17 protein-coding genes are annotated in these 15,559 nt (G+C 57.2%); 12 read left to right on the top strand and 5 right to left on the bottom strand.

Translation table 11 applies throughout. The annotated features are described in order from the left end of the window. The first annotated feature begins 62 nt into the window (after window positions 1-62). The 6 genes from rbfA (at window position 63) to rpsO (ending at window position 4,205) form a co-directional block, all read left to right on the top strand. Window positions 63-458 (top strand): 30S ribosome-binding factor RbfA, encoded by a 396-nt coding sequence (gene rbfA, locus Q0816_RS14635; RefSeq protein WP_298851860.1) that lies wholly within the window; start codon window positions 63-65, stop codon window positions 456-458. After that, window positions 455-1,198, top strand: a complete 744-nt coding sequence (locus tag Q0816_RS14630; protein WP_298851859.1) for a phosphodiester glycosidase family protein — start codon at window positions 455-457, stop codon at window positions 1,196-1,198. The genes rbfA and Q0816_RS14630 overlap by 4 nt, the downstream gene beginning before the upstream one ends. A gap of 54 nt (window positions 1,199-1,252) precedes the next feature. Continuing rightward, window positions 1,253-2,158 carry a tRNA pseudouridine(55) synthase TruB gene (gene truB / locus Q0816_RS14625; RefSeq protein ID WP_298851857.1) on the top strand — a complete coding sequence of 302 codons (906 nt, stop codon included), beginning with the start codon at window positions 1,253-1,255 and terminating at the stop codon, window positions 2,156-2,158. A gap of 21 nt (window positions 2,159-2,179) precedes the next feature. Next, window positions 2,180-2,683 carry a DUF1643 domain-containing protein gene (locus Q0816_RS14620; RefSeq protein WP_298851855.1) on the top strand — a complete coding sequence of 168 codons (504 nt, stop codon included), beginning with the start codon at window positions 2,180-2,182 and terminating at the stop codon, window positions 2,681-2,683. A 94-nt stretch (window positions 2,684-2,777) separates the two neighbouring features. Beyond that, the gene (locus Q0816_RS14615) at window positions 2,778-3,791 is read left to right on the top strand and encodes a calcium-binding protein (RefSeq protein WP_298851854.1); all 1,014 of its coding nucleotides are present in this window, start codon (window positions 2,778-2,780) and stop codon (window positions 3,789-3,791) included. Between the two features lie 144 nt (window positions 3,792-3,935). Next, the gene (gene rpsO / locus Q0816_RS14610) at window positions 3,936-4,205 is read left to right on the top strand and encodes a 30S ribosomal protein S15 (protein ID WP_298851941.1); all 270 of its coding nucleotides are present in this window, start codon (window positions 3,936-3,938) and stop codon (window positions 4,203-4,205) included. Window positions 4,206-4,454: 249 nt separating this feature from the next. On the opposite strand, the gene Q0816_RS14605 is transcribed toward rpsO, so the two are convergent. Then, complete coding sequence (locus tag Q0816_RS14605; protein ID WP_298851852.1) at window positions 4,455-5,207, bottom strand: class I SAM-dependent methyltransferase; 753 nt, start codon at window positions 5,205-5,207, stop codon at window positions 4,455-4,457. 407 nt (window positions 5,208-5,614) lie between these two features. Between Q0816_RS14605 and pnp the strand changes: the two genes are divergently transcribed. Continuing rightward, a complete protein-coding gene (gene pnp, locus Q0816_RS14600) occupies window positions 5,615-7,765 on the top strand; it encodes a polyribonucleotide nucleotidyltransferase (protein ID WP_298851851.1) in 2,151 nt (716 codons plus the stop codon). 169 nt (window positions 7,766-7,934) lie between these two features. Beyond that, a complete protein-coding gene (locus Q0816_RS14595; RefSeq protein ID WP_298851849.1) occupies window positions 7,935-8,939 on the top strand; it encodes a Hint domain-containing protein in 1,005 nt (334 codons plus the stop codon). A 12-nt stretch (window positions 8,940-8,951) separates the two neighbouring features. Here Q0816_RS14595 and Q0816_RS14590 read toward each other — a convergent pair whose 3' ends face one another. Then, a complete protein-coding gene (locus Q0816_RS14590) occupies window positions 8,952-9,587 on the bottom strand; it encodes a DUF1326 domain-containing protein (protein WP_298851848.1) in 636 nt (211 codons plus the stop codon). A 235-nt stretch (window positions 9,588-9,822) separates the two neighbouring features. Here Q0816_RS14590 and Q0816_RS14585 point away from each other — a divergent pair, with 235 nt between their 5' ends. From Q0816_RS14585 to Q0816_RS14575, 3 genes are all read left to right on the top strand, one after another. Then, window positions 9,823-10,095: a PepSY domain-containing protein gene (locus Q0816_RS14585; protein ID WP_298851847.1), complete on the top strand. Its 273-nt coding sequence runs from the start codon at window positions 9,823-9,825 to the stop codon at window positions 10,093-10,095. Window positions 10,096-10,118: 23 nt separating this feature from the next. Next, on the top strand, window positions 10,119-10,640 hold the full coding sequence (locus Q0816_RS14580) for a helix-turn-helix transcriptional regulator (RefSeq protein WP_298851846.1): 522 nt from the start codon (window positions 10,119-10,121) through the stop codon (window positions 10,638-10,640). Between the two features lie 151 nt (window positions 10,641-10,791). After that, window positions 10,792-11,481 carry an outer membrane beta-barrel protein gene (locus tag Q0816_RS14575; RefSeq protein ID WP_298851845.1) on the top strand — a complete coding sequence of 230 codons (690 nt, stop codon included), beginning with the start codon at window positions 10,792-10,794 and terminating at the stop codon, window positions 11,479-11,481. 229 nt (window positions 11,482-11,710) lie between these two features. Here the strand turns inward: Q0816_RS14575 and Q0816_RS14570 are convergent, their stop codons facing one another. Further along, a complete protein-coding gene (locus Q0816_RS14570; protein ID WP_050605090.1) occupies window positions 11,711-12,361 on the bottom strand; it encodes a peroxiredoxin in 651 nt (216 codons plus the stop codon). 213 nt (window positions 12,362-12,574) lie between these two features. Between Q0816_RS14570 and Q0816_RS14565 the strand changes: the two genes are divergently transcribed. After that, complete coding sequence (locus Q0816_RS14565) at window positions 12,575-14,014, top strand: aldehyde dehydrogenase family protein (protein WP_298851844.1); 1,440 nt, start codon at window positions 12,575-12,577, stop codon at window positions 14,012-14,014. Window positions 14,015-14,073: 59 nt separating this feature from the next. Here the strand turns inward: Q0816_RS14565 and Q0816_RS14560 are convergent, their stop codons facing one another. Both Q0816_RS14560 and Q0816_RS14555 read right to left on the bottom strand, forming a co-directional pair. Then, on the bottom strand, window positions 14,074-14,508 hold the full coding sequence (locus tag Q0816_RS14560; RefSeq protein WP_298851939.1) for a glyoxalase superfamily protein: 435 nt from the start codon (window positions 14,506-14,508) through the stop codon (window positions 14,074-14,076). Window positions 14,509-14,685: 177 nt separating this feature from the next. After that, window positions 14,686-15,537 (bottom strand): bifunctional helix-turn-helix domain-containing protein/methylated-DNA--[protein]-cysteine S-methyltransferase, encoded by an 852-nt coding sequence (locus Q0816_RS14555; RefSeq protein WP_298851843.1) that lies wholly within the window; start codon window positions 15,535-15,537, stop codon window positions 14,686-14,688. Between the last annotated feature and the right edge of the window lie 22 nt (window positions 15,538-15,559).

The raw sequence follows: 15,559 nt of genomic DNA, 5'->3' as shown, positions 1-15,559 counted from the left end.
AAGCCTCCTACCTCGTTCGCGCCCGCTTGGCAAAGCCCCGCTTTGGGCTTAGATCGGGGTTTATGGCAAAGAACAAATTTCACGATGGCCCCGGCCCGTCCCAACGACAGCTGCGTGTCGGCGAACTGATCCGCCGCACCCTGTCCGAAGTTCTGGCGCGCGGAGATGTCCACGACCCAGACCTGAACCGCATGTCGATCACCGTGGGTGAGGTGCGCACCTCGCCCGATCTGAAAATCGCGACCGCCTTCGTGCTGCCTCTGGGCGGCAAAGGGCAGGAGGACGTGATCGAACTGCTGGCCCGCAACAAACACGAGCTGCGCCGCATGGTCGGTAAGAAGGTCGGCCTGAAATTCTCGCCCGATCTGCGGTTCCGGCTGGATGACACGTTTGACCGTCTGGACGACACCCGCCGCATGTTCGAACAGGACGCGGTGCGCCGCGATCTGGACGAGTGATCCGCACGCTGACCACATTTTGCGCGGTTCTCTGGGCCGCGCAAGTTGAGGCAGTGACTTGCGAAAAGCTGACCCACGAGGACTTGCGGTATACGGTCTGCGAGGTTGATGCAGCCAACGAAGACATTCGCCTGTTTCTGAACGGCGAGGATGGCGACGTTCTTGGCCACTTCTCATCCGTCAACGAGACGCTGGTGCCCGACGGCAAACAGCTGACCTTTGCGATGAATGCGGGCATGTATCATGACGACCGCTCGCCCGTGGGTCACTATGTCGAAGACGGACAGGAGCAGATGCGCATCATCGCAAACCCTGGCCCCGGCAATTTCGGGCTACTGCCCAATGGGGTGTTCTGCATCCGCAAGGGTCGCGCCGATGTGTTTGAGACGCTGGATTACGTTGATCGTGCCCCGAACTGCCGCTTTGCCACCCAATCCGGGCCGATGCTGGTAATCGACGGAGAGCTGCATCCGCGCTTCCTGCCTGATTCGACCTCGCGCTACATTCGTAACGGTGTGGGCACGAGCGACGACGGCACACGTGCTGTATTCGTAATCTCCGAAGATTACGTGACCTTCCACGAATTCGGCAGCCTGTTCCGCGATGCTCTGGGTACCCCGAACGCGCTGTTTCTGGATGGCAATATCTCGCGAATGTATGACCGCGCCAATAGCCGTTCAGATCTGGGGTTCTCTCTGGGGCCCATTGTCGGCGTGGTCGAGGATAGGCCTTCAAATTGACAGGGCGATGGTGATCCGATAGGTCGCGCGCCTCGGCAAAAGGCAAGGTGCAAGATGGGACGCAAACGCAAGGGTCGCGACATTTCCGGATGGCTGGTGGTGGACAAGCCTGCGGGCATGACCTCGACGGCTATGGTCAACAAGGTGCGTTGGGCGATGGACGCCAAGAAAGCGGGCCATGCCGGCACGCTGGACCCCGAGGCAACAGGCGTTCTGGCCGTGGCTCTGGGGGAGGCGACCAAAACCGTTCCCTACATCACTGATGCTTTGAAAGCCTATACCTTCACCGTTCGTCTGGGTCAGGCCACCAACACCGATGATGCCGAGGGCGAGGTGATCGCACAAAGCGATGAGCGCCCGTCGGATGCAGATGTCAAACAGGCGCTTTCACCGTTTCTGGGCGACATTATGCAGGTCCCGCCGAAATTCTCGGCCGTGAAGATCGATGGCCAGCGCGCCTATAAACTGGCCCGCGATGGCGAAGATGTGGAACTGACTGCCCGGCCCCTTTGGGTCGAGGAGCTGATCCTTGTCGACCGCCCCGATGATGATCACGTTGTACTGGAAATGACCTGTGGCAAAGGCGGCTATGTCCGGTCCATCGCGCGCGATCTGGGTGCGGCGTTGGGGTGTCATGGCCACGTCAAGGTGCTGCGCCGCATCTGGTCCGGCCCGTTCGAGGCAGAAGACGGGCTGAGTATCGAGCAGATCGATGAGATGGCCAAGACGACCGCGCTGGACGACTACCTGCACCCTCTGGAAACCGGTCTCTCGGGTCTGCCGGAACTGAAATGCAGCCCCGAAGGCGCGACCCGGCTACGCAACGGCAACCCGGGCATGGTGCTGGCCTCGGATGTCGAGTATGGCGACGAAGCCTGGGCCTCGCTGGATGGCAAAGCCGTGGCCGTAGGCATCTACAAATCAGGTGAATTGCATCCCAGCCGGGTGTTCGTCGTCTGAACCACGTGTTAGGCGAAAGGCATGATCACCCGTTCCCATATCAAGGGCGATGCGCCCTCGACCGCCGTTTATTCTGACTGCGAAATGTATCGCTATAGCCTGACCCGTATCTGGGACCCGGAAGGGAAAAGGGCGTTGTTCGTGATGCTGAACCCGTCGACTGCAACCGAGGTACAGAACGATCCCACGGTGGAACGCTGCGAACGACGCGCGCGCGCATTGGGGTTCGGTGCCTTTCAGGTCACCAACATCTTTGCCTGGCGCGACACCGATCCGCATAAGATGCGCGCCGCCACCGATCCAGTGGGGCCAGAGAATGACCGGGCTATTCTGGACGGCGTGCAATGGGCCGATCAGATCATCGCCGCCTGGGGCACCCATGGTGCGCATTTGGAGCGCGGGCCGGCGGTTGAAACCCTTTTGCGCGAAACCGGCCAGCCACTGTTCCATCTGGGCCTGACCAAGGATGGTCACCCCAAGCATCCGCTTTATATCGCATACACCCAACAGCCCGAGCTGTGGTGATAAAGAATTAACCATTTCAATAGGTTGACTTTGACCTCAGTGCCGAATGCATGGGATGATCACCCTCGGAGCATTCTGCCATCGGAGGAGTGTCATGTTTCTGGCCGGATTGATTGGACTGGCCGCCATCGGCGGTGCTGCTTACGCGATGAGCGATATCTTGATCGAAGATGACGACGTGTCGGATGACAATCCAGACGATGACGCTTCGACTGAACACGGCACCGGAGAATATCTGGACATCGGCGAAAACATCGAAGACCCGATAGATCCTGACGCTGAAACCCCATCCACCGGCACTGTGATCTCGGAATTTGAAGGAGACCTCGTGATTGCCGGTAGCGACACTCCCGACACTATCACCGGGCAAGACGGAGTGGATCAGATCAATGGGTTCGGCGGCGATGACGCTATTGATGGCGGCAAGGGCGACGATGTTCTGTACGGGGGCGACGGTGCGGATGTGCTTTCAGGCGGTCACGGAGATGATGTCCTGCATGGTGAGGCCGATGACGATCTGTTGCTCGGCGAGGAAGGTGACGATGCCCTGTTTGGCCACTTCGGTGACGACATTCTGGACGGAGGTGAGGGCGAAGATGAGCTCTACGGTGGTCAGGGAAATGATACTCTGGAAGGTGGCGCTGAGGATGACGCGTTGCAGGGCGGGTTCGGAGACGATGTCCTGAACGGTGGAGAAGGTGAGGATGTGGTCTTTGGCGGAGACGGGGACGACTTTGTGTTCGGCATCGAAGAAGGCACTGCCGAGCGTGATTTTCTGAACGGGGGTGCCGGTGATGACACTATTGTCGCAGGCAGCGGCGATGTTGTGACAGGCGGTCTGGGTGCCGATGACATCGTGCTGAGCCCGGGCAATGACGAAGTCGCCGTCATGGGATTCCAGCCTGGTGAGGACAAACTGCTTGTCACCTGGGAGGATGAGACCAACCCAGAGATTGAAGTGGAACCCGACGCGGAAAACGCCAACCTGACGCGGATCATGGTCAATGGTCAGGAAGTAGCGCAGGTTTACGGGGCCGAAGGTATGACTGTGGCTGACATTAAACTGATCACGGAAGCACAACTGGCGCAGTATGGGCAGATGGTCTGAGCCATCAAATTCCCTTTGCCATTTGAAGAAAATGCGCTTATACGCGCCCATCCGCATCGGAATCGGTGCGGATTTCTCCATGGGCCTGTGCTGGACGACATCCCGGCCTGCGCCATCAACTCTAACCTATTGAAGGAGACCCCGATGTCGATTACTGCCGCTGAAAAAACACGCGTCATGAAAGAATTCGCAACCAAGGACGGCGACACCGGTTCGCCGGAAGTCCAGGTTGCCATCCTGACTTCGCGCATTACCACCCTGACCGAGCACTTCAAGACCCACAAGAAAGACAACCACGGTCGTCGCGGTCTGCTGAAAATGGTCGCCCAGCGCCGTAAGCTGCTGGACTACCTGAAAGGCAAAGAAGAAGCCCGTTACCAGGACCTGATCAAAAAGCTGGGCATCCGCCGCTAAGCTTCTTGAAAAAGACCCGAAACCGGGTTTCCCGGTTCAACGCGCCCGCCGACTGGCGGGCGTTTTCATTTTGATTCGCGGAAAATGACAAGACAGAATTTCAATTGCCACTCGGGTTGATACAAACTGTTTCAGCTGGCAATTCATGCTTGATCTGAACTGAGATCAAAACACCTTACCCCTCTTAATTCATCACAGCAGCTGGAAAACTCAAAACGGCCAAGTCAGGTCCATCTGGGTACATCGCCATCAGCTTTCAACGTGTTTTTCCCAACGTGTGGCATAGTCACTTTGCGACACACTTGCACGCGTCCCTGTATCAGCAAACGGTTTTCGGACCACATAATCCAAAAGCACCGGTAATCCTGCATTAAACGATCCAAGCGGGCGCGGACGCTTCTTTGTCTTGTTGGGGTCCGTCATTTTCACCACATTACGCGCAGCATATGGCCTTAACGGTTGCCACACACATTTCAGAGCCTCGTAGTTCATCGCGTTGACCCAAAAGCCGTACACGATCTCTGGGCAAATCTGATAGAAGCCGTGATTGATCCAATTGTTCGAAGGCGAGTGCGCAATAAACACTCCTCCAGGCTTAAGCATCTTATCAATGTTTCTGTAAGCGGTCGGCAAGTCGAACACGTGCTCGCAGGTTCCACCATCATAAATGACGTCAAACCTACCAACCAGCTTGTCGGGTAAAACCCCGGCGAGGTCCTGAACGATACTCGCACCTTCAAAATCTGAATAATCCAGAGAGTCCACTTCGGAGAACCCAAGTTTTCGAAAGAAGGTTTCCGAGTAACTATCATCCGAGTTGCAAAGGTCGGTTTCGGTCACTCCGGGCAGGTATTTCTGCAAGACTTCCCGAAACAAAGCTGCGGAGTTCGACCGGCGCACACCAACCCAATCCTGCCGTCCGAGCATCAGGAAACTCCCCGACAAGTCATTGGATTTGACATCTTCGATCAGACGCGCAGCCAGAACATCAACAATTGACACTAATTCCTCCAAGGGTGGTCGAATGCACTTTGATTTGCGGTGAAATTCCTATTCTGAGAATTCAATGTCAACGCAATAGCAACGCCACAGAAAACTCCAAAAAAGCGGGTAAGAATATTTGCTTTTAGAAAAGGTGAAACAGATCGGTTTCCTCACATCAAAAATCAATAGCCGGACCTTTCAATCTGATTTTCAGTGACAGCTGTAGCCGGTTTTTGCATGATCCGGCCACACTTGGCACTTCCCCTTTCCTTCCAACGCATTCTCATGTATGCGCGCGGTATCTGAGACGTTGTGCCCTGATCCCGGCACTCAGACGAAAGTTAAAATGGGATCGGCGGCAATGGGGCCGCCATGCAAAACGGGAGACCCGGAGGGCCGGGAGTGCTCCCTTCTAGGATACGCATATGTTTGATGTAACAAAGAAATCTATGCAGTGGGGCGAAGAGACGCTGACACTGGAAACCGGCAAGGTTGCCCGTCAGGCTGACGGCAGCGTGATTGCCACGCTGGGCGAAACCAGCGTCATGGCAAACGTGACCTTTGCGCGGGCGCAAAAACCCGGTCAGGACTTTTTCCCGCTGACCGTCCACTATCAGGAAAAATACTATGCTGCCGGTAAGGTTCCGGGCGGCTTTTTCAAGCGCGAGGCGCGCCCGACCGAGAAAGAGACGCTGACCGCGCGTCTGATCGACCGTCCGATCCGCCCGCTGTTCGTTGACGGCTTCAAGAACGAAGTTCTGGTGATGTGCACCGTGCTGTCCCATGATCTGGTCAACGATCCCGACATGGTTGCGATGATCGCCGCCTCCGCCGCGCTGACACTGTCGGGCGCGCCGTTCATGGGCCCGATCGCTGGTTGCCGCGTTGGTTTCGAGGATGGCGAATATATCCTGAACCCGACCGTCGACGACATGCAGGACCTGCGCCTGAACCCCGAACAGCGTCTGGATCTGGTTGTTGCCGGCACCAAAGACGCCGTGATGATGGTGGAATCCGAAGCCTACGAGCTGTCCGAGGCCGAAATGCTGGGTGCGGTCAAATTCGCACATGAGCAGATTCAACCGGTTATCGACCTGATCATTTCGCTGGCCGAAGACGCCGCGAAAGAGCCGTTTGATTTCCAGGCGCCGGATTATTCGGAGCTGTCCGCCGCTGTCAAAGCCGCCGGTGAAGAACAGATGCGCGCCGCCTTCGCGATCACCGACAAGCAAGAGCGCACCGCCGCTGTTGCCGCTGCCCGTGAAGCGATCAAGGAAGCACTGACCGAAGAGCAGCTGGAAGACGGCAACCTCGGTTCGGCGATGAAGAAACTGGAAGCTGGCATTCTGCGCGGCGACGTCGTCAAGGGCGGCAAGCGGATAGATGGTCGTTCGACCACCGACATCCGTTCGATCGTTGCAGAGACCTCGATGCTGCCGCGGACCCATGGTTCGGCCCTGTTCACCCGTGGTGAAACACAGGCACTGGCCGTGACCACGCTGGGCACCGGCGACGACGAACAGTTCATCGACGCGCTGCACGGCAACTTCAAATCGAACTTCCTGCTGCACTACAACTTCCCTCCGTATTCGGTTGGTGAAGTTGGCCGGGTCATGGGCCCGGGCCGTCGTGAGATCGGCCACGGCAAGCTGGCATGGCGCGCCCTGCAGGCGGTTCTGCCTGCGGCAACCGACTTCCCCTATACGATCCGCATCGTGTCAGAGATCACCGAATCCAACGGATCGTCCTCGATGGCGTCGGTCTGCGGCGGCTCGCTGTCGATGATGGATGCGGGTGTTCCGCTGAAGGCACCGGTTGCCGGTGTGGCCATGGGTCTGATCCTGGAAGATGACGGCGATTACGCAATCCTGTCGGACATTCTGGGTGACGAAGACCACCTGGGTGACATGGACTTCAAGGTGGCTGGTACCGAAAACGGCATCACCTCGCTGCAGATGGACATCAAGGTTGCGGGCATCACGCCCGAGATCATGGAGAAAGCCCTGGCGCAAGCCAAGGACGGCCGGATGCACATCCTGGGTGAAATGAGCAAAGCCCTGTCCGAGACCAACGAATTCTCGGTCCACGCGCCGCGCATCGAGACCATGAACATCCCGACCGACAAGATCCGCGAAGTGATCGGCTCGGGCGGTAAAGTCATCCGCGAGATCGTGGAAACCTCGGGTGCCAAGGTCGACATCAACGATGACGGCGTTATCAAGATCGCCTCGCCCGATGGTGAATCGATCAAGAAGGCCTATGACATGATCTATTCGATCGTGGCCGAGCCGGAAGAAGGTCAGGTCTATACCGGTAAAGTGGTCAAGATCGTCGATTTCGGCGCCTTCGTGAACTTCTTTGGCAAGCGCGATGGTCTGGTCCACGTATCCCAGATCGAGAACCGCCGCCTGAACCATCCGTCAGATGTTCTGAAGGAAGGTCAGGAAGTGAAGGTCAAGCTGCTGGGCTTCGACGATCGCGGCAAGGTCCGCCTGTCGATGAAAGTTGTCGATCAGGAAACCGGCGAAGAGATCGTTCCTGAGAAGAAAGAAAAGAAAGAGGAAGGCGCAGAGTAATCTGCCCCCTCTGACTGACTGCAAAAGGCCCCGGTTTCGACCGGGGCCTTTTTCGTTTCAGTACCACCGAAACGACGCTTCGTTTTGGTAAATCAATTATTAACACTTATTGCATGTATTTACTCAACCATAAGGATGTTATTGCCGCTTTCAGGGATGCTCTTCGACCGTGGCCTCAATTACCGTTTTCGAAATCAGTGCAGACCCGTTCAGCAATCGCAACGTTGATATCACCGCTGCGTATTCCGTCGAAATCACGGATAATGATGCCTTCTTGCAGGACCCCGACCCGGATGGCGCACAGCTGGATCTTGGGTCCCTGCCCGGCTTTGCCGGATCGAGCCAAAATTTCAGTACGTTCGAAAGTTATACCGGGACAGTGAACGGAACACCTGTAACCTTCATCCTGCTTCAATTTTCAAACCCGCGGTACATTATCGTCACCTCAGGTCAGGCCCAGCTGAACGATACGATATCGGATACAGGTTTTGCGGGCACGGCTCAGCCTTCGGCGTACCAAACGCTTCCGTCCTTTGTGTGCTTTACCGCCAATTCACTGATCCAGACATCTTCAGGGCCCCGCCGCGTGGAAACCCTGAGACCCGGTGATCCGGTGGTCACCGCTGATGGTCGCGTCTGCCCGGTGCGCTGGATTGGCAGGCGTCGATTGTCGGCGCACGAGCTGCAACAGAGCCCTCATCTGTGCCCGGTACGGATCAGCGCAGGCACTTTCGGACCGAACTGCCCCAGCCGCGATCTGGTTGTTTCCCCGCAACACCGGATCGCCGTCACGTCGACTATGATGGAGGTAATGTTTGGGGATGCAGCCATGCTGGCCCCGGCAAAAGGGCTGATCGATGGGCATACCATCATTCAGGAAACACCAGCGCAGGGGGTAGAGTACGTTCACATACTTTTCGATCGGCACGAATTGGTGAACGTGGAAGGTGTCTGGTCGGAGTCTTTTTTTCCCGGCGACACAACGTTAAGTGCCATGGCCCCGGCGACTCGACGAGAGTTGTTCGAGCTTTTCCCAGACTTGCCCGACAAGGAACACGGTTACGGATCCACGGTATTACCGGTGCTGAAACCCTTTGAAGTATGTGCGTTACAGGGGAATCTGATAGTTCCCCGCTGGGAGGTCCCAGCACTCACACCCGCGCAGGCAGCCTGAAGCCCCCAGTCCTCAATGGGCGACACCACCCGGGCCGTGTTTCAACACATGCCACTGGCCATAACTGTCCTTCAAATCCAGCTTGATCGCCGCATCGGCGCGAGTCGTGGCGCTACCGATTTCGGCAGTGGTGAATTCGATCCCACCGGGAATATCAATGCGTACGCGATGTTCTCCGCCGCCATGCGGAGCCTGAATCGGACGCCCGGTCGACTTTAGAACGTCACCGACGGTAACACTGGCTGTTCGCCCTTCGATATCCATCTCAAACTCAATCGGCAGGTACAATGTGTCATGCACTGTATCGCACATGGCCCGAAACACGAACCAATGCGTTGCCATCTCTTCGGTTTCTTCACCGTGAAAGACCTTTTCCAACGCATCGCGCTGCGTCGGCGTGGCTGCGGGGTCGACAATCACCTGCATTTCACCGCCACCCTCGAATATTGGCCCGGGCCATGCGTAAATCAACGCAGCCTTGGTTCCACTGAGATCCGTTTCTCCGAAATACCCGTTGCCGATTTCAAGCACTTCAAAGCCCCGACAATCGCCATGCGTCGGCAGCTCCTCGAATTGGCAGGGGCAAGCATAGCCGCAATTGCAATTCCCGAAACTTTCCCCCTCCACGTACCAATCTGTAAATGCCATGGTCTTCTCCTGTTCAAGACAGTCCGAAAGCCCGACGTCGTTGGTCACAAGCCTGTATGTTTCCCAAAACAAACTATCACAGATCGGCCGGAACCAGAATATGGTGGGCGGAACCTGCCGCCGGAGAGCATAAACTTTGGTTTAATCCACCCTGTTTCAACCATAAGCCAATCGCAGCGACCAGCCCGCGCGCCCAGTTCGACTGCATTGCCACACCGCAAAAAGGAGATGTGATATGGAAACTTTGAAACTGCTGACGCTGACAGGACTGATCGCAACAGCACCGGTACTTGCATTGGCCAATGTCGGACTGGGCGACAAACTGGGCACCAGCGAAGCCGACATCCGGTCAACTCTTGAAGCGCAGGGGTATCAGATCGAAGAGATCGAATTCGAAGACGGTGAGATTGAGGTTGAACTGCTCAAGGATGGCGTGGAAACTGAGCTCGTCCTGTCTGACACGGACGGCGTCGTGACCGCCATCGAGCTCGAAGAGGATGACGACTGAATTCTCGATATCCAAGGGGCTGTATGAAAATCTCTCAAACGTCTTTACTTTGGCTCCTTCTGGTGGTGCAGGCTCTCTGCGCCGCCTTTTTCATGACCGATGCGGCGCTGGACTGGACCGGTGGCAGCGACGCAGGGTTTCGTTACCTGCATTCGTTTGAGCTGTTTCTGGCGCTGGCGCTTGTCGCAGGTCTGAGCGCCACAATCGCCCTGATCCGTTCCCAGACTAGGCGGGTGCGCGACATGCAACGGCAGCTGCGCGTGGCCCAAGGAGCGTTTGCCCAGATCATCGAAAACCAGTTCAGTGAATGGCAACTGACCGACGCCGAGCGTGATGTCGCCATGTTGTCGATCAAAGGTCTGTCCATTGCTGAAATCGCCGAAATTCGGCAGACCAAAGAAGGGACAATAAAGGCGCAAAGCGCTGCGGTGTACCGAAAGGCGGGCGTTTCCAGCCGGTTGCAGTTGCTCAGTTTCTTTGTCGACGAACTTCTGTGCGAGCCGTTGGTAAAGGATGTTCCGCCCCCCACAGGTGACAGCTCCTGAAAAACGGCAAGACCTGCCCGCAATCCCGCCGGGCTATTCACTCACACTGTTCCAAAAACCTGTGAAGCGAAGTGAAGGTCCCGCACCTTTCCTTTTGGCCAGCTTTGCCCACATCGGTGGCATGCGGACTTTGGAACAAAGGAGATGGTTAATGTTCACGCGCCTCATTCTTGCCTCTACGGCTCTGGCTATCAGCTCGACGGCGCTTGCCGCACAGAGTCTTGGCGATGGTACCTATATTCAGGGCTTCATCGGCTACAGCCAACTACAGGACAGCGATTTCGCGGGCACAATCGGCGGCGCGACGCAATCGGTTGATACGGATTTCGACACAGGTTTCGGTCTGGGTGTGGCGATCGGCAAAGAAATCCCGCAATGGTCCAATGACAGTATCGGAACGCGCATCGAACTGGAGCTTTCCTATCGCGACAGTGACGTGGATGGTGTGAACTTTACCGGCAACGGTCCGGGGGCCGAAGGCAATATCTCGGGCGATGTCACGCAGACGTCGCTGTTTGCCAATGTGCTGTTCGATTTCAAACAGGCCGGTGCGCTGACACCGTTTGCGGGATTCGGCCTGGGTGCTACTTACTCGGATCTGGATTTTGCCTATGGGCCAGGTGTGGCGCTGGATGACAGCGACACAACTTTTGCCGCCCAACTGATCGCCGGTGTGGCCTATGACATCAACGCGTCAACCGCCTTTACCGTCGATGCACGCTATGCCAGGGCCTTTGACGTTTCCTCTCAGCGCCTGGCCCCGAACGGAGCTTTGACTGGCAACGTCGAAGACGATCTGGATACGTTCAGCGTCAACTTCGGGCTTCGCTATAACTTCTGATCGGTTTGGGCGTCAGGTTTCTCTCCGGTTTCCAGTCGCCTTATGCCCTCGTGCTTTTGGTACGGGGGCATCCAGACAGACCCCTGTCAGTTGTCGCGCGCGGTGGATTTACCGGCGATCGCTACATTCGCAGCAACCGCCTGCTTCATCTGGCCAGAAATATCTTCGGGGGGGATCGTACCGATAGGCGCGATGGGGGGCAGACAGCCCCCCTGACCCGGCAACCGTCTTAGGACGGCGCTTTGGTTTTGCGCAGATAGGGGAAGATCGTCTCGAACTCGCCAAACTTGGCTTTGGCGTCTTCGTTCGACACGGCCGGCGGGATGATAACGTCTTCGCCCGGCACCCAGTTGGCCGGTGTTGCAACGCCTTTGGCCGACATTTGCAGCCCGTCCAGCGCGCGCAGGATTTCAGCAAAGTTCCGGCCCACGGTCATTGGGTAAGTCATCGACAGTTTCAGTTGCTTGTCCGGGCCGATGATAAAGACCGAACGCACGGTGGCGCTGTCAGCCGGTGTGCGGCCATCGGGCAGATAGGCTTCGGCTGGCAGCATGTCGAAAGCTTTTGACACGGCCAGGCCGTCATCGGCGATAATCGGAAAGCCGGGATTGGCCTTGCCGTATTCTTCGATGTCTTTCTTCCACTTCTTGTGGTCCTCAACACCGTCGACCGACACGCCGATCACTTTGGTGTTGCGTGCGGCCCATTCGTCATTCAGCTGTGCAACAGCCGAAAACTCGGTGGTGCAAACAGGGGTGAAGTCCTTTGGGTGCGAGAACAGAATGGCCCAGCTGTCGCCAATCCAATCGTGAAACTGAACGGTGCCCTGATCCGTTTCTGCTGTGAAATTCGGGACGGTGTCGTTGATGCGCAAACCCATGGGGCATCTCCTTTCCTGTGAAAAACCTGAGTCGGTTGCTGGGAACCTAATCACTTTGAGCGAAGGTTAAACCATCCACCTCGCCCAAGGATACGGAATTCGTGGACACTTCGAGAAAATAATTTGATCAAATTCTCTATTGCTCCATCAGTATATGGGTGACAGAGTGACCTCGAACAGCCGGACTCAGGCGAACTTTCAGGAGGGCTCACGATGATCTACAAGCGGGATTTCTATATTAACGGTCATTGGGTCGCGCCGTCGCAGCCCAATGATTTTGAAGTCATAAACCCCTCGACCGAGGAGCCCTGCGCGGTGATTTCGCTTGGCGCAGAAGCCGACACCAATGCAGCTGTTACGGCTGCCAAAGCTGCCCTGCCCGGCTGGATGGAAACCCCGGTGGAGACCCGCATCGCGCTGGTGGAAAAACTGGTCGATCTTTATGCGGCCCGGTCCGAAGATCTGGCGCAGGCGATGTCGCTTGAGATGGGCGCCCCGATTGATCTGGCGCGCTCGGCACAAGCGGGCGCAGGTATCTACCACCTGAAGAATTTCATCCGCGCAGCCAAGGCATTTGAATTTGAACGCCCGCTGGGCGATCACGCGCCGAATGACCGAATCATCCATGAGGCGGTTGGCGTTGCCGCTTTGATTACTCCGTGGAACTGGCCGATGAACCAGATCACGCTCAAGGTCGGTGCGGCGGCGATCGCAGGCTGCACCATGGTTCTGAAACCATCAGAACAAAGCCCGCTGAACGCAATGATCTTTGCTGATATGATGGACGAAGCAGGCTTCCCACCCGGCGTGTTCAATCTGGTGAATGGCGACGGGGTAGGCGTTGGCTCTCAGCTGTCGGGCCATAGGGACGTGGATATGGTCAGTTTCACCGGCTCGACCCGCGCGGGTACTGCGATTTCGAAGAACGCGGCTGAGACGCTCAAGAAAGTGCATCTGGAACTGGGCGGCAAAGGCGCGAATGTAGTCTTCGAGGATGCAGACGAGAAAGCGGTCAAGCGCGGTGTGCTGCACATGATGCAAAACACAGGCCAAAGCTGTAACGCCCCCAGCCGGATGCTGGTTCAGCGCCCGATCTATGACAAGGCGGTGGAAACGGCGACAGAAGTGGCCAAAATGGTCAAAGTCGGCCCTGCCGCCGAGGAAGGTCGCCATATCGGTCCGGTGGTGAATGAAGTGCAGTGGACCAAGATCCAAGACCTGATCCAGAAAGGCATCGATGAAGGCGCGCGACTGGTCGCTGGCGGCACCGGGCGGCCTGAGGGTTTGAACAAAGGCTACTATGTCCGCCCCACGGTCTTTGCCGATGCAAACAACCAGATGACCATCGCGCGCGAAGAAATCTTCGGCCCGGTCCTGACCATGATCCCGTTCGACACCGAGGAGGAGGCAATCGAGATCGCCAATGACACGCCTTATGGCCTGACCAACTACGTTCAGACCCAGGATGGCGCGCGTGCCAATCGCATGGCGCGGGTTCTACGGTCGGGCATGGTCGAGATGAATGGCCAGTCACGCAGCGCGGGCTCTCCGTTCGGAGGCATGAAGCAATCCGGCAACGGGCGTGAAGGCGGCATCTTTGGTCTGGAAGACTTCCTTGAAGTCAAAGCTGTCGGCGGCTGGGCTGCGGAATAAGCTTCCCGGCGAGTTTCGCGGATTGGGCGAGGCGGCTCCTGAGCCTCGCCCTTAGTGTATTATACAGGCCGCACCACAAGTTGGGGTTCCCCATCGGAAGTGTGCCGTAGGGATCGACCGTCCCAGCCAATCTCTCCGGTAACGCGCTGTCGAAAAGCAGAGAAGCTATCGAAACGTACCACGTCGACCGGCGTATCGAAGTGCAGGGTTACACGGCGACGAGCACCATCGCCCAGCATAGTTATTGCGCGGATTTCCGCTGTGTACACCTGACCCAGATAGCGCCCTTCGACCCTGTCGCCTACACGCAAGTGCATCCGGTTCCCGGCCATTGCGTTCAACGTGTTCCAGTCTCGTACGCCATGCTGATGGGCCAGCAGTTCCAATGCGGCGCTGTGCGACAGCGCAACACCTGTCGCCTTCAGTTTTTCCCGCAGGCGTTTGGCTTGCGCTTTCAGCTCTTCAACCGGAGCAACGGTTTGGATTCGTGTCATCATGTGCCTCGTTTCCTTGAACGGGCGCGAAGTCTGGACGGGGTTCGCATTTCCATCCGCGCGCCAGAAATGGGCAACAGATGTTCTTCAAACCGGGTTTCACCAAAGCCAATGGCCGCGAACAGCAGGGGACCCGAACCTGCGATGTCTTTTGGCAGCGGTCGGGCATTGTGTCAATCAGGCGCCTGCCTGTGCCGCTTCATACGCCAGCATAGCGCGCTTGACCGGCAGGCCCCAGTGATAGCCGCCCAACCCTCCGGATTTACGCAATGCGCGGTGACACGGGATCAACCAGCTGACCGGGTTACGTCCAACCGCCGTTCCCACGGCGCGCACAGCTTGAGGCGAGCCCACGCGCTGCGCGATCTCTGAATAGGTCGTGACCTGACCCGAGGGGATGTGCATCAGAGCCTCCCACACCTTGATCTGCAAGGGTGAGCCGATCAGATAGATCGGCGTTGGCAGCAACCGATCGCTGGCCGCTGCAAAGGCACTGAGCACCCATGGGCGCAGACGCATCGGGTCTTCAACGAACTCTGCCTTGGGCCAGCGCGAGATCATGTCCTCCATCGCGGCTTCTTCGCCAGTCTCGGCCCCGAAGGCCATACCGCAAATGCCCTTGTCGGTGCCCATAACCAGCGCAGGACCAAAGGGACATTCGAACCAACCCCAATAGATCGTCAAACCATCGCCCTTGCGGGCGTATTCGCCGGGGCTCATGGATTCCCATTTAAGGAACAGATCGTGCAGTCGCCCGCTGCCTGACAGACCGACATTATGCGCGGTTTCCAGCGTCGTGAACCGTTCGTGCAGCAATGCCTTGGCATAGCCCAGTGTCAGATATTGCTGGTATCGCTTGGGGGACACCCCAGTCCAACGCGAGAACAGGCGCTGGAAATGGGCCGGGCTCATGTCCATCTGGCAGGCCAGGTCTTCGAGGTTCAGGTTTTCGCCACCTTGATCAATAAGATCGATTGCCCGGCGCATGACGTTGTAATGGTATCCGCCTTCTGGGGTCTGAACATTCATGATTCCACCTCATCTCCTGACA

This window comes from uncultured Ruegeria sp., from assembly GCF_947497005.1.
Lineage (GTDB): Bacteria > Pseudomonadota > Alphaproteobacteria > Rhodobacterales > Rhodobacteraceae > Ruegeria.
Note: the sequence above shows the minus strand (reverse complement) of the source record. Positions and strands in the feature narration are given on the sequence as shown.

What these genes read in the sequence shown, in the direction of transcription:
- rbfA (WP_298851860.1), top strand. Translation starts at nt 63, where the DNA reads ATGGCAAAGAACAAATTTCACGATGGCCCCGGCCCGTCCCAACGACAG.
- truB (WP_298851857.1), top strand. Translation starts at nt 1,253, where the DNA reads ATGGGACGCAAACGCAAGGGTCGCGACATTTCCGGATGGCTGGTGGTG.
- Q0816_RS14620 (WP_298851855.1), top strand. Translation starts at nt 2,180, where the DNA reads ATGATCACCCGTTCCCATATCAAGGGCGATGCGCCCTCGACCGCCGTT.
- Q0816_RS14615 (WP_298851854.1), top strand. Translation starts at nt 2,778, where the DNA reads ATGTTTCTGGCCGGATTGATTGGACTGGCCGCCATCGGCGGTGCTGCT.
- rpsO (WP_298851941.1), top strand. Translation starts at nt 3,936, where the DNA reads ATGTCGATTACTGCCGCTGAAAAAACACGCGTCATGAAAGAATTCGCA.
- pnp (WP_298851851.1), top strand. Translation starts at nt 5,615, where the DNA reads ATGTTTGATGTAACAAAGAAATCTATGCAGTGGGGCGAAGAGACGCTG.
- Q0816_RS14590 (WP_298851848.1), bottom strand. Translation starts at nt 9,587, where the DNA reads ATGGCATTTACAGATTGGTACGTGGAGGGGGAAAGTTTCGGGAATTGC.
- Q0816_RS14585 (WP_298851847.1), top strand. Translation starts at nt 9,823, where the DNA reads ATGGAAACTTTGAAACTGCTGACGCTGACAGGACTGATCGCAACAGCA.
- Q0816_RS14580 (WP_298851846.1), top strand. Translation starts at nt 10,119, where the DNA reads ATGAAAATCTCTCAAACGTCTTTACTTTGGCTCCTTCTGGTGGTGCAG.
- Q0816_RS14575 (WP_298851845.1), top strand. Translation starts at nt 10,792, where the DNA reads ATGTTCACGCGCCTCATTCTTGCCTCTACGGCTCTGGCTATCAGCTCG.
- Q0816_RS14570 (WP_050605090.1), bottom strand. Translation starts at nt 12,361, where the DNA reads ATGGGTTTGCGCATCAACGACACCGTCCCGAATTTCACAGCAGAAACG.
- Q0816_RS14565 (WP_298851844.1), top strand. Translation starts at nt 12,575, where the DNA reads ATGATCTACAAGCGGGATTTCTATATTAACGGTCATTGGGTCGCGCCG.
- Q0816_RS14560 (WP_298851939.1), bottom strand. Translation starts at nt 14,508, where the DNA reads ATGACACGAATCCAAACCGTTGCTCCGGTTGAAGAGCTGAAAGCGCAA.
- Q0816_RS14555 (WP_298851843.1), bottom strand. Translation starts at nt 15,537, where the DNA reads ATGAATGTTCAGACCCCAGAAGGCGGATACCATTACAACGTCATGCGC.